Origin of the sequence: Mariniflexile maritimum (assembly GCF_009746565.1) — a bacterium.
Lineage (GTDB): Bacteria > Bacteroidota > Bacteroidia > Flavobacteriales > Flavobacteriaceae > Mariniflexile > Mariniflexile maritimum.
On the sequence record NZ_WRPN01000003.1, the window covers coordinates 187938 to 201933 of the forward strand.

The following is a 13996-nucleotide window of genomic DNA, read 5'->3' on the forward strand; positions in this document are numbered from 1 at the left end:
GTTTTAAGCTTCAACGCCTTTTGCTGCTTTAATGACCTCTGCAGAAATATTTGCAGGTGTTTCAGCATAATGTGAAAATTCCATTGTTGATGTTGCACGACCAGATGATAGGGTTCTTAATGTGGTTACATAACCGAACATTTCTGATAGGGGCACCATGGCTTTGATGGTTTTGGCACCAGCTCTATCGCCCATATCGTTCACTTGTCCGCGACGTCTGTTTAAATCGCCTACAATATCACCCATGTTTTCTTCTGGAGTGATAACTTCCAATTTCATGATTGGCTCCATGATTACCGCTTTTGCAGCTTTTGCAGCAGCTTTAAATCCTAGTTTTGCAGCCAACTCGAATGACAATTGATCCGAATCCACATCGTGGTAAGAACCGTCTAGCAGGGTTACCTTCATGGCATCCACTTCGTAACCTGCCAATGGGCCGTTTACCATGGCTTGCTTAAATCCTTTTTCAATAGCAGGAATAAACTCTTTAGGAACATTACCGCCTTTGATTTCAGAAACGAACTCCAAACCGCTTTTGCCTTCTTCAGCTGGTTCTAAAGTAAATACGATATCGGCAAATTTACCGCGTCCACCAGATTGTTTTTTGTAAACTTCACGGTGCTGTGCTTTTTGGGTAATGGCTTCTTTGTACTCCACTTGAGGTGCACCTTGGTTCACTTCTACCTTAAACTCTCGACGTAAACGATCAACAATAATATCTAAGTGAAGCTCGCCCATTCCGGAAATGATTGTTTGGCCAGAAGCTTCATCGGTTCTAACGGTAAATGTGGGATCTTCTTCGGCTAATTTCGCTAAAGACATTCCTAATTTATCAACATCAGCTTTCGTTTTGGGCTCTACCGCGATACCAATTACGGGATCGGGGAAGTTCATGGATTCCAGAACAATTGGGTGTTTTTCATCAGACATGGTATCGCCAGTCTTAATATCCTTAAACCCTACGGCTGCTCCAATATCGCCTGCTTCAATAAAATCGATCGCATTTTGCTTGTTGGCATGCATTTGGTAGATGCGTGAGATACGCTCTTTTTTTCCTGAACGGTTGTTAAGGATGTAAGAACCCGCTTCTAAACGACCTGAATATGCACGGAAAAATGCCAAACGCCCTACGAAGGGATCGGTTGCTATTTTAAATGCCAATGCTGCAAAAGGTTCGTTAACGCTTGGTTTACGTCTTTCTTCTTTTTCTGTATCTGGGTTAACACCAATCACACTTTCCCTGTCCATTGGAGAAGGCAAGTAGCGACAAACGGCATCCAATAAAAACTGTACACCTTTATTTTTGAATGAAGAACCGCAAACCATCGGGATGATGGCCATATCCATAACGGCAGCTCTTAACGCAGCGTGTACTTCTTCTTCTGTAATAGAATCTTCATCTTCCATGAATTTTTCTAATAAGTTTTCGTCGTAACTAGCTACCTCTTCAATTAATTGGGCTCTGTATTTATGAACTTCATCTTTCATGTCGGCAGGAATTTCTACCACATCAAAGGTTGACCCAAAATTATCTTCATGCCAAATAATGGCTCTGTTTTTTACTAAATCAACAACGCCTTTAAAGTCAATTTCATCACCAATTGGCAATACAATTGGCACCGCGTTGGAGCCCAACATTTCTTTAACTTGTTTGTTAACCTCTAAAAAGTTAGCGCCTTGGCGGTCCATTTTGTTAACGAAACCAATACGTGGCACTTTGTAGTTGTCGGCTAATCTCCAGTTAGTTTCCGATTGAGGTTCCACACCATCAACGGCACTGAACAAGAACACCAAGCCATCCAATACACGTAACGAACGGTTTACCTCAACCGTAAAATCAACGTGGCCAGGGGTATCGATGATGTTAAAGTGGTAACTCATTGCATCTGCGGTAGGTTCGCCATTTTCTCTTGGGAACACCCAGTCGCAAGTTGTTGCTGCCGATGTAATGGTAATACCTCTTTCCGCTTCTTGCTCCATCCAGTCCATGGTTGATGCACCATCGTGCACTTCGCCTAGTTTGTGGTTTACACCAGTATAGAACAAGATACGTTCGGTTGTTGTTGTTTTACCGGCATCAATATGAGCCGCAATTCCTATATTTCTTGTATATCTTAAATCTCTTGCCATTTCGTATTAAAATCTAAAGTGAGAGAACGCTTTGTTAGCTTCTGCCATTTTGTGAGTATCTACACGTTTTTTTACTGCTGCACCTTCTTCTTTAGCTGCTGCTAAAATTTCGGAGGCTAAACGTTGTGCCATCGATTTTTCGTTTCTTTTGCGCGAATAGCTAATAAGCCATTTCATTGCTGTTGAAACCTTACGGTCTGGACGGATTTGCATAGGGATTTGGAAGGTGGCGCCACCAACACGACGGCTACGCACTTCTACGTGAGGCATCACATTTGATAATGCATCTTTCCAAGTATCCAATGCTGTTTTTTCTTCGTTTGTTTTTTTTGATTCTACAATGTCAATGGCATCGTAAAATACTTTAAAAGCCACAGACTTTTTTCCATCCCACATCATCATGTTAACGAAACGCGTAACTAGCTGGTCGTTAAATCGTGGATCTGGTAAAAGCGGTCTCTTTTTTGCTGCTCTTTTTCTCATGTCTTCTGTTAAGTTATTGGTTATTGGTTATTGGTTATTGGTTATTGGCTGTTTCCAACTTTTAACTTTCAACTTTTAACCTTTAACTTTGTTTTACTTTTTCTTGCCTTTTGCTGGTGCTGCCGCTGGTTGCCCTGGTTTAGGACGTTTAGCGCCGTACTTAGATCTGCGTTGTGTTCTACCTGCAACACCTGCGGTGTCCAAAGCGCCACGAACGATATGATACCTAACTCCTGGCAAGTCTTTTACTCTTCCTCCTCTAACCAATACTATCGAGTGCTCTTGTAGATTGTGACCTTCACCTGGGATGTATGCGTTCACCTCGTTACCATTTGTTAACCTTACCCTTGCAACTTTACGCATTGCTGAGTTAGGTTTTTTTGGTGTTGTAGTGTAAACACGCGTACAAACCCCACGACGTTGTGGACACGAATCTAAAGCAACCGATTTACTCTTCTTGATTATTTGGGTTCTTCCTATTCGTACTAATTGTGAAATTGTTGGCATATATATTCTATATAAATTTTAAAATCCTCTTTTAAGAGGGCTGCAAAGGTAGAAATTAAAATGAAAAATTCAAATCCTAAATCATTAATTTTCAATAGATTTTTAAAAATAACTTATGCCGCATATCATAAGTGCTATTTTTCCGTTAGATTTACAAGACCAAAAAGCTTTTTTAACGTGCAAAAAACACTCCTTTTATACCTTATTATATATACCGCTTTTTCAACACTGGTTTTTGGACAGAATTTGTTGTTGAAAGTTGAAGGGAGCACGACCTTGGAAACCTCCATCATCGATTCATTGAATTACAAAAAGTTTCACGGTAATTATGCATCCATCAAACAGGAAATAGATTCGGTACAAAACGCCTTTTATAAATTAGGCTATATAGAAAACGAACTAAAAGCGGTTTACAGGCTTAACGATTCGGTTTTTTCGGCAAAACTAATTCTGAAAAAAAAATACAACACAATACAAATATATTTTGATGAATCGCTGGTTGATTCTAAAACAATAAATATGGTTTCAAATAAAGTCTTTGACCGTTATTTTATACTGGAATTGAACAAGGTTGAAACGGTCCTGAACCTTATAAACAGTAAAATTGCCGAAAAAGGGTTTCCGTTTGCTAAATTACAACTATCAAACATCACCATTAACGAGGCATCGCAACTGTTGGCACACTTAATGGTTCGTGAATCTGAACAAAAAAGAACCATTGACCATATTGTAATAAAGGGTTACGAGCGCTTTCCGCATACCTTTTTAAAGCACTACCTAAAAATTAAACCAGGACAAACCTTTAACTTGAACACCATAAAAAACAAAACCGAGCAATTACAAAATTTGAAATTTGCCAGCGAAACGAAGTCGCCAGAAGTCTTGTTTTCAAAAGATTCGACCACTTTGTATTTATACCTTCAAAAAACAAAGAGCAATGCCTTTGATGGCTTTTTAGGTTTTGGCACCACCGAGGACAACACTAAATTGCAATTTAATGGCTATTTAAACTTAAGCCTTAACAACAACTTAAATTACGGCGAATCGTTTAAACTGCTGTATAGAAACGACGAAAGCGAGCAAAAAACGTTTGAGACCAACCTATCGCTGCCCTATTTGCTTAAAACCCCCGTTGGTTTGGATATGGCACTGCGTATTTTTAAGCGAGATTCCTCGTTTACAACCGTTAACCAATTGGCAAAACTACACTACCAAATAAACCCACAACATAAAATTTATACAGGCATTACCTCAACCCAATCCAATAATTTGCTTTCTGCGGTAAGCGTTTCCAATATTTCCGATTATAAAACAACCTTCTACTCGATTGCCTACGGGTTTTTAAAAACACAATCCAGTAATATGCTTTTTCCTGTTAATTCGCAGGCTTATGTAGAGAGTAACTTTGGAAACCGTTCCCAGGAAAATGAACAAGAAAGCCAATCGTATTTTATTGTTGATGGCTACAAAATTTTTAATTTAGACTTAAAAAATAGCATCTATGTTAGGGCTCATGGCGAAGTTTTAAATTCAAATACTTATTTTGAGAACGAGCTCCTGCGCTTTGGTGGCATCCATTCCATACGGGGTTTTGAGGAAAACAGCATTTATGCATCGCTTTACAGTGTTATAAACACCGAGTATCGCTACCAGTTAAACAATGCCATTTATCTACATTCCATCACAGATATAGGTTATTTTGAAAACAAAACAATAAACACTAAAGAAAAACTGTACGGATTCGGACTTGGTTTTGGTATTTTAACAAAATCGGGGTTATTAAAATTAAATTACGCCAACGGTAATATTGAGAATTCTAAATTTAAACTATCCAATTCTAAAATTCATCTCAGTTTAATGGCAAATTTCTAATCATTAATTGCTATTTTCTTAAATATTAAGCTAAATCTGTAAATTTTAACCATTATTTATTGTTTTATTAACTTTTTATTATGATTTTTGGCATTGACTAATTCAAATAATTATAAAATGAAAACAAAGTTTAGTGGAATTCTAACGCTATTACTAGCGTTTGTCGTGCAGCTAACGTTTGCACAAGAAAAGACTGTTTCAGGTATCGTGTCAGATCCTTCTGGCTTACCGTTACCAGGAGCAACAGTCTTAGTAAAAGGTACTTCTTCAGGTACTTCTACAGATTTCGATGGTAAATACTCAATCAAAACAAATACAGGTGCTACGCTTGTTTTTAGCTTTGTTGGTTATACAACCAAAGAAGTTAAGGTTGGAGCTTCCAACTCATTAAATGTTAATATGCAAGAGGATGCCCAAACCCTAGAAGAGGTAGTTATTACTGCTTTGGGAATTTCCAGAGAGAAAGCATCCATTGGTTCTGCTGTAACAACAGTGAACACAGAAGAGCTTAATGAAGGCTCACAAACAAACATTGCTGATGCTATCAAAGGTAAGGTTGCCGGTGTTGTAATTTCTAATTCATCAACAGATCCTGGTGCTTCTTCTGGTGTTATCATCAGGGGTTTCAGTACATTGGGAGGTAGCAACCAACCACTTTATATTGTAGATGGTGTGCCTATTAATGATGGCTCAAGATTTTCTTCAAGTTTAAATGGTGGATATGACTTTGGTCGTGGTTCTGGAGATATTAATCCAGAAAACATTGAATCGGTTTCTGTTTTAAAAGGCGCTTCAAGTACAGCACTTTATGGTTCAAGGGCGGCTAATGGTGTGGTAATTATTACTACTAAAAAAGGAAAATCGTCAAAAATGGATATAGATTTTTCTACATCCATGATTTTTTCCGATTTATTAAGAGCTCCTAAATACCAAAATGAATTTGGACAAGGTTGGGATGGACAACATTACTTAGGAGAGAATGGTTCTTGGGGTCCTCGTTTTGACAATTCTATCCGTGTTTGGGGAAATGTTGTAAACAACTCTCAAAAACTTAAACCTTTTGCATTTCAAAAAGATCAATTAAGAAACTTTTTTGATGTAGGTGAATCGTATGTTACTAACTTATCGGTTGCAGGTGGTTCGGACAATACAACTGGAAGAATATCTGTAAACAATTCAACAGCAGACGGTATCTATCCAACAGATGCTGATAGTTTTGAGCGAAATACACTAACACTTTCCTTTAATTCTAAATTAGATTTTCTAACTTTTGGTGGTAGCTTAAATTATGTTAATACTTCTGGTAGTGCCGTTGCAACAGGACAAGGACTTTCAGTAATTAACAACTTAATGCAAATCCCCACAGATATAGACATTACTGAATTTAAGGATTATAAAAACGACCCTTTCAATAGCGTTTCAAATTATTATACACCCTATGGAGTTACCAACCCTTATTTTACTTTAAACGAGGATGGAAGTCGTTATCTGAAAGAACGTGTATATGGAGCCTTTGATGTTAGTGCCGAATTAAATTCATGGTCAAGCATTGGATATAGATTTGGTATCGATTCATATACCGACAACACTAAAATATGGAAGGCTATTGTGCAACCTTTACCCGGAACTCCAAACTTTGGAAGCAGCACCAAAGACCCTGGATCCTATTCCGAAGGGACATCAATCGTGAAACAGTTCAATCACGACATATTCTATAACCTAAACCTAGATGTGAGTGAAACTTTCAATATCGAATCTACTTTTGGTTTTAATTATAATGATAGATTTAGTTCTGGAATGAGTGCATCTGTAAGCTCACAGGATATCCCCGGTTATTATGCGCTAACAAATTCAGCAAGTACTCCCATTACTTCTTCTACAATAAATAAGAGAAGACTGTATGGTGTGTTCAATTCTACCACGTTTTCTTATAACGACATGTTATACCTTACTGGAAACATAAGAAATGACTGGTACTCAACACTTCCCGTTGAGAACCGCTCTGTACTTTATGGTGGTGTTAATGCATCATGGGTAGCCACAAATACGTTTCCAGACATTAAGAACATTTTGAGTTATGGTAAACTAAGATTAGGCTATGGTGAAACAGGTGTTGATACAGACCCTTATCAAATTGACCCTGTAATTGTATCCGGATCTATTGACAACCAAGGATTTAGAACTTTGGCTTTCCCCGCAAACGGCTTTAATGCTTATGAAATAGGCAATAGAGCAGGAAACCCAAACTTAAAACCAGAAAGAAGAAAAGAGTTTGAAATTGGAGCGGAACTTTCTTTTATCAAAAATCGCATATCCATTGATTTCACTTATTACGATGCCAAGGTAGAAAACCAAATATTGGATTTACCACTTGCAGCTTCATCTGGTTATACCAACCAAACGGCTAACGTAGGGGTAATATCGAATAAAGGTATTGAAGCCCTGCTTAAATTAAGCATTTTCAATAATACCGATGGTTTCAATTGGGATACATCCTTTAATTTTTCTACAAACGATGCTGTTTTAGAAGAGCTAGATGATCGATTAGACCGTGTTCCGTTAGGAGGCTTAAGTACTATTGCTTTAATTGCAAAAAAAGGACAACCTTTATCTTTATTGGAAGGTAGTGTCCCCAAAACAGATGGCAATGGTAATATAGTTGTTGATGCTAATGGTATCCCCGTAGCTTCTCCTATTAAAGAAATATATGGTAATACTCAATATGATTATACTTTAGGTATCTCAAATGATTTCTCATATAAAGGAGTGTCTTTAGGATTTACCTTTGATATTAGACAAGGTGGTTTAATGTTCTCAAGAACTGCTGATATAACAAGGTTTACAGGAAACTCGATTACCACTACTATAAATGACAGAAACCCTTATATTATACCAAATTCTGTTCAAGAAGTAAGCCCAGGTGTTTTCCAACCCAATACCACTGCCATAGATTTTGAACATTGGAACAGGTATTATAGCGCGGAAGCTACTGACAGGGATAATGTTATTGATAAATCATTTGTTAAATTAAGAGAGGTAATCTTATCATACAGATTCCCTAAGAAAATTACTGAACAAACACCATTTCAAGATTTATCAATAAGTGTTGTAGGAAGAAATCTCTTATTGTTTACTCCAGCATCCAACCAATATATTGACCCAGAGGTTTCTACTTTTGGTACCGATTTATCAAGTCAATTTGGTGAGTTTAGTGCTAATCCAAGCACTAAAAGCCTTGGAGTTACTCTAAAAGCACGGTTTTAATTAATTTTAAAAATAAAAAACATGAAAAACATAATTAAATTTCTTTTTCTAACTATCATGATAACTTCATGTGAAAAAGATTTGAACATAAATACCGATCCCAATACGCCTACCGGTGTTGATAAAAGTTTTATCTTAACAGCGGCACAGGGCTCTATTGCAACCGTTATTGGTGGTGACTTAACAAACTTAGGAGGCTTTCTGGCGCAATACCATACACAGGCACCATCTGCATCACAATATTTGAGCATCGACTCATACAATATGAATACGGATTATGCCAATAGATTATGGTCTGAACTATATGCTGGAGGCTTGAATGACCTAAAATATGTGAAAGAGGTTGCAGAAGACGAAAATGATACTGGATCATACTTAATTGCCACAGTGCTACAAGCTTATACTTACCAAGTTTTAACCGACCTTTTTGGAAGCATACCTTATTCTGAGTCATTGCTGGGTTCACAAAACATTAATCCAGCTCCTGACGCTGGGGAAGTTATTTATCCAGCGTTAATAGCAAGCATTGACGATGCTTTAACTAAATATAAAAATGACCCCGTACCTTCAACTGTTGGTAAACAAGATGTAATTTATAATGCAAACATGGACGATTGGATAAAATTTGCCAACACTTTAAAACTTAAAATGTATTTAAGAATGGCATATACCACTTTGGCCAATCCCGCAGCTGTTAATACTTTAATGGCAGAAAACAACTTTATCACATCTGATGCTAAATTTTCTGTTTATTCAGCGGTTTTGGAAGAAAATAAAAACAACCCTTTTTATGACGTACAAATAGATAGGATTGGTGATGTAAACAATATCGCCAGTTTATCCTTGCTTAATTTTTATGTTGACAACAATGACCCTAGAATTGATGCCGTTTACCGTAAAAATGCAACAAACGCGCACAGAGGTATAGACCAAGGAGACAGAAATAGTTATGGTGGCTCCATATTGGCTACGGCTTTTTCAAGACCAAATATTGTATTTAACACCCCTGTTTATTTTATGACTGTAAGCGAAAGTAACTTTTTACAGGCTGAAGCATTAATTCGCTATGCCGCCGGTGCTGGTGCTAGCGCAAAATATAATGCCGGTGTTTTAAGTTCGTTTTTAACTTATAAGCTTACAGCGGCGCAAGCAAATGCATTAACGGCTCCAGGGGGTGCTTATGCCTATGTTCCTTCTGCAAATGTTGAAACCGCATTGAGGCAAGTAATGGTTCAAAAGTGGGCTTCATTGGCATACATCAATAATATCGAAGCATTTTTTGAAATTAGCAGAACCAAATATCCCGAAATCGTAACTTTTGGAACCCAAAACTACACCATTGGTAACCTAATTGTTTCAAGAAACTCCGTTTTACCAGGTGGACAAACTCCAAAATCTCTTTTTTATCCTGATAATGAAGTTACTAGAAACACCAGTTTGCAACAAAAAGGGTCATTAACCGAAAAAATTTGGTGGGATAAAAAATAAGTTTAAAATTTAATCTAAAAAAATAAAAGATGAAAATAACATATAAATATATAAGTCGTCTATCAATACTGCTCATTGCATTTTTGATGATGTCCTGTACGGAGGAAAACCCCATCGAATCAGCAATAACTAACTTTCCAACATTTGAATACAACAGTATGGTAGTAATAAGTTTAGGGAGTAATTTTACACCAGTAGTAAAAGCTACTGAAAATGGAGTTGAATTGCCCGTAACCAAAACAGGGTCTGTAGATATAAATACCGTTGGAGTTTATACTATGACTTATACAGCAACGAATTCGGATGGATTTGACGGCTCTGTTTCGCAAACGGTAATTGTACATAATCCTTTGATTATAGGAACAGATGTCTCAGGAGATATTGTGGACGCCAATAATTCAACTAGAACTGGTGTTATCACTTTAGTAAAAGGAACAACAAGTATCTTTTATGTAACAGATTTTGCTTTTTCAGGAGCTTTTCCTATGTATTTTCAAATGAATGGAAATACAATATCAGAAATAAAACAAGTTTATCCTTTAGGTCAAACTTCTGTTGACTTAACATATGATCCTGTTACCAAAAGATTTACTACTAAAGTGAATCCTGCTGGTTTTTCCTATACCTTTAAATACAAATAAAAAAACAATTATGAAAAAAATATATAAATATAGTTTTTTACTACTTCTTACCTTGATAGTGTCTTGTAGTAATGAAGAAGGGTTTGCCGATTTAGATATAAATAAATCGGTGGTTTCTGAAATGTCGGGCGAATGGTTTGTTAAACTATTGGTTGATGGTGAAGATATCTATGATATTGGTTATTATAAAATATCTACACATAACACACCTCAGGGAGGTGCTGAAATGTATATAGACGATTTCAAATTATGGCCATCAAGAGTGATTGTACCAGTTAACGTTGAAGATTTAACTTTTGCTGGGTCTGGTCTTGTAAGCGAATATAGCTACACACCAACTGGAAGCACTACAACTGTAACACCAGTTTTAGATATAACAAATGGGCAGATTACAAAAAATGGCGCAACAACCAGTAGCGGAGGGGTTTCTGATAAAATCTCTTTCAAAGTAGAGTTTTCTGATGATCCAGGTACCGTTTACACTATTGAAGGCTATAAGCGTACTGGTTTTCTAGAAGACGAACATTAATTCTTAAACATTTAATTTTAATAGTTAAAACCGAGGAAATAAATGTCCTCGGTTTTTTTATACCTTTACCCCATGGAAAACCACACACAAATTTTTGGCTTGCGCGCCGTAATGGAAGCCGTTAATGCAGGGGAAACCATTGATAAAGTATTTCTGCAAAAAGGACTTAAAGGCGAACTTTTTAGTGAACTGGAATCGTTGTTAAACAGAAATTCCATCAATAAAAGTTATGTACCCGTTGAAAAATTAAATAAACTTACCAACAAAAACCATCAAGGGGTGGTAGCTCAAATATCTCCCATTGCATTTCACGATCTGGAAACACTCGTTTTGAACGTAATGGAATCGGGTAAAACACCTTTGTTTTTGTTGCTCGACCAAATAAGTGATGTGCGTAATTTTGGGGCCATTATCCGAACTGCGGAATGTACGGGGGTAAACGGCATCATCATCCAGAAAAAAGGGGGTGCACCTGTTAACGGCGACACCATTAAAACAAGTGCTGGTGCTGTTTTTAAAGTTCCTATCTGTAAAGTGGACCACATTAAGGATGCCGTATTTTACTTGCAATCATCGGGCATTAAAGTGATTGCCGCTACCGAAAAAACAGATGACACTCTATACGACATTTCATTTATCGAGCCCTGTGCCATTATCATGGGATCGGAGGATAGGGGTATTAATCCTTCCATATTAAAAGTGGTTGATGCTAAAGCAAAACTACCCATATTAGGAGATATTGAATCTCTAAATGTGTCGGTGGCCTGTGGCGCTTTTTTATATGAAGCAGTGAGGCAAAGACTATCTTAGAATGTTAGACTTTTTTAGACTGTTGGACTTTTTAGATTGCTAGAAACAATTATTCCTTTTTTTCTTTGAAAGTATAATTAATTGTAGGTTGTTCCTGCTCAACGTCTGTTTCAACGTACTCAATAAAATTACCGTTGGCGTCAAATTGTTTTAAAAAGGGATCGTTGGTTTCGTTATAATCTGATTGTTCCCAAGCATATTTTTTTGGCTTCGCTATGGTTTTTCTGAAAAACAAGGCAAACAACAATCCTGTTACCAAACCAGATAGATGCCCTTCCCACGAGATACCTTCATCAATGGGCAGCGTGTACCAAATCATGCTTCCGTAAAGAAAAATAACCAATAACGACAAGGCTACCAATCGGTAATATTTGGTGAGAATCCCTTTAAAGAAAATAAAGCTTACCAACACGTAAATCAATCCACTTACGCCAATATGGTACGATGGCCTACCTATGCACCAGGTAAAAAACCCCGATAGCAAAATGCCAAATACCAATACTTTCCAAGCAATGGGTTTGTAAAAATAAAAAAGCGCCATGGACAACACGAACAAAGGCACGGTATTTTGATAAATGTGCTGTATGCTACCATGGATAAACGGACTAAAAACGATACCACGCAATCCTTTAAGTGTTTGCGGATAGATGCCGTAGCTACTAAAATTGACGTTATAGTGAATTTCAAACGAAAAAACCGACCAAATAACCAGCACAATAAACACAGGGTAAATAATGACCCCGTTATAGAATTTGAAATGCTCATGAGTGTTCATAAAACTAAGATAGCAAATAATTGACCATTTTTTGTGCATACGCTAAATTGGCAGATAAGCCCGCGTGAGCGGTTGCAGTGAAAATCCTTTTTTTGAGGCACGAGAAAAAGATTGCAACGAAAAACGCGACCCCGTTTTTACGGGGGCACGCCAAAAAATTGAAACTTAATGGTGTGTAGTTTCCTTTTTGAAAAGGAATTGTTTTAATTTTACAGTATGAATGCACCTTTAGCCGAACGTTTACGACCCAAAACCTTAGCGGATTATGTGAGCCAATTGCACTTGGTTGGAAAAAACGGTGCGTTAACACAGCACATTAAGCAAGGTTTAATACCATCGATGATTTTTTGGGGGCCACCGGGCACGGGAAAAACCACGCTTGCAAATATTATTGCCACAGAATCTGGTCGTCCTTTTTATACTTTAAGTGCGATAAACTCGGGGGTTAAGGACATTCGGGACGTGATTGATAAGGCGAAACAAAGTGGTGGCTTGTTTACAACCAAAAACCCTATTTTGTTTATTGACGAGATTCACAGGTTTAGCAAATCGCAACAGGATTCGCTATTGCAAGCGGTTGAAAAAGGGTGGATAACCTTAATTGGCGCTACGACCGAAAACCCCAGTTTCGAGGTGATTCCCGCCTTGTTATCGCGTTGCCAGGTTTATATTTTAAATGCGTTCAACAAACAGGATTTGGAAGCACTCTTAAAGCGGGCTATTGAAAATGATGCATACATTTCTAAAAAAAAGATTACCCTAAAGGAAACCAATGCGCTTTTAAGGCTTTCGGGCGGTGATGCCCGGAAATTGTTGAACATTTTTGAATTGATAGTGAATTCTGAAGCTTCAAATACTATTGAAATCACAGATGAAAGTGTTTTAAAAAAAATACAAAGCAACACAACGCGCTACGATAAAACGGGCGAACAACATTACGATATTATTTCGGCATTTATAAAATCGATTCGGGGCAGCGACCCTAACGCAGCGGTGTATTGGTTGGCACGCATGATTGAAGGTGGCGAAGACGTAAAGTTTATAGCGCGCCGATTGCTTATTTTGGCCAGTGAAGATATAGGCAACGCCAACCCAACGGCCTTGGTTATTGCCAATAGTACATTTCAGGCGGTAACAACTATTGGATATCCGGAATCCAGGATTTTATTGAGCCAATGTGCTACTTATTTGGCCTGTTCCCCTAAAAGTAACGCTGCCTATTTGGCTATTGGGAAAGCACAACAACTGGTAAGCGAAACGGGCGATTTATCGGTGCCTCTTGAAATTAGGAATGCGCCCACCAAATTAATGAAAGAACTTGGTTATGGCGATAATTACCAATATGCCCATAACTACGAAAACAATTTTGCCAACCAAGAGTTTTTGCCCGATGCCATAAAAAATACCAAACTTTACGACCCTGGCAACAACGCACGCGAAAATGCCCATCGGGAATTTTTAAAACAACGTTGGAAGGAAAAATATGGGTATTAGTTT

The 13996-nt window shown here is 37.6% G+C and carries 11 protein-coding genes; 7 read left to right on the plus strand and 4 right to left on the minus strand.

Going from position 1 to position 13996, the window contains the following annotated elements:
• Nucleotides 1–3: 3 nt before the first annotated feature.
• The 3 genes from fusA to rpsL form a co-directional block, all read right to left on the minus strand.
• Nucleotides 4–2130, minus strand: a complete 2127-nt coding sequence (fusA, locus tag GQO80_RS06185; RefSeq protein ID WP_157207466.1) for an elongation factor G — start codon at nucleotides 2128–2130, stop codon at nucleotides 4–6.
• A 6-nt stretch (nucleotides 2131–2136) separates the two neighbouring features.
• A complete protein-coding gene (rpsG, locus tag GQO80_RS06190) occupies nucleotides 2137–2613 on the minus strand; it encodes a 30S ribosomal protein S7 (RefSeq protein ID WP_157207467.1) in 477 nt (158 codons plus the stop codon).
• Nucleotides 2614–2706: 93 nt separating this feature from the next.
• The gene (gene rpsL, locus GQO80_RS06195) at nucleotides 2707–3120 is read right to left on the minus strand and encodes a 30S ribosomal protein S12 (protein WP_157207468.1); all 414 of its coding nucleotides are present in this window, start codon (nucleotides 3118–3120) and stop codon (nucleotides 2707–2709) included.
• A gap of 177 nt (nucleotides 3121–3297) precedes the next feature.
• Here rpsL and GQO80_RS06200 point away from each other — a divergent pair, with 177 nt between their 5' ends.
• The 6 genes from GQO80_RS06200 to rlmB all read left to right on the plus strand — a co-directional run bounded on the left by GQO80_RS06200 (nucleotide 3298) and on the right by rlmB (nucleotide 11724).
• Nucleotides 3298–4992, plus strand: coding sequence for a POTRA domain-containing protein (locus tag GQO80_RS06200; protein ID WP_157207469.1), 1695 nt, complete (start codon nucleotides 3298–3300; stop codon nucleotides 4990–4992).
• Between the two features lie 117 nt (nucleotides 4993–5109).
• Nucleotides 5110–8256, plus strand: a complete 3147-nt coding sequence (locus GQO80_RS06205; RefSeq protein WP_232333121.1) for a SusC/RagA family TonB-linked outer membrane protein — start codon at nucleotides 5110–5112, stop codon at nucleotides 8254–8256.
• Nucleotides 8257–8277: 21 nt separating this feature from the next.
• Nucleotides 8278–9744: a SusD/RagB family nutrient-binding outer membrane lipoprotein gene (locus GQO80_RS06210; protein WP_157207470.1), complete on the plus strand. Its 1467-nt coding sequence runs from the start codon at nucleotides 8278–8280 to the stop codon at nucleotides 9742–9744.
• A gap of 29 nt (nucleotides 9745–9773) precedes the next feature.
• A complete protein-coding gene (locus GQO80_RS06215; RefSeq protein WP_157207471.1) occupies nucleotides 9774–10385 on the plus strand; it encodes an immunoglobulin-like domain-containing protein in 612 nt (203 codons plus the stop codon).
• A 58-nt stretch (nucleotides 10386–10443) separates the two neighbouring features.
• Nucleotides 10444–10914 (plus strand): lipid-binding protein, encoded by a 471-nt coding sequence (locus tag GQO80_RS06220; RefSeq protein ID WP_198037732.1) that lies wholly within the window; start codon nucleotides 10444–10446, stop codon nucleotides 10912–10914.
• 72 nt (nucleotides 10915–10986) lie between these two features.
• Complete coding sequence (gene rlmB, locus GQO80_RS06225; protein WP_157207473.1) at nucleotides 10987–11724, plus strand: 23S rRNA (guanosine(2251)-2'-O)-methyltransferase RlmB; 738 nt, start codon at nucleotides 10987–10989, stop codon at nucleotides 11722–11724.
• A 49-nt stretch (nucleotides 11725–11773) separates the two neighbouring features.
• Here rlmB and GQO80_RS06230 read toward each other — a convergent pair whose 3' ends face one another.
• The gene (locus GQO80_RS06230) at nucleotides 11774–12499 is read right to left on the minus strand and encodes a rhomboid family intramembrane serine protease (protein WP_157207474.1); all 726 of its coding nucleotides are present in this window, start codon (nucleotides 12497–12499) and stop codon (nucleotides 11774–11776) included.
• Between the two features lie 216 nt (nucleotides 12500–12715).
• On the opposite strand from GQO80_RS06230, the gene GQO80_RS06235 reads away from it, so the two are divergent.
• Entirely contained in the window at nucleotides 12716–13993 is a 1278-nt protein-coding gene (locus GQO80_RS06235) for a replication-associated recombination protein A (RefSeq protein ID WP_157207475.1), read from the plus strand.
• Nucleotides 13994–13996 lie beyond the last annotated feature (3 nt).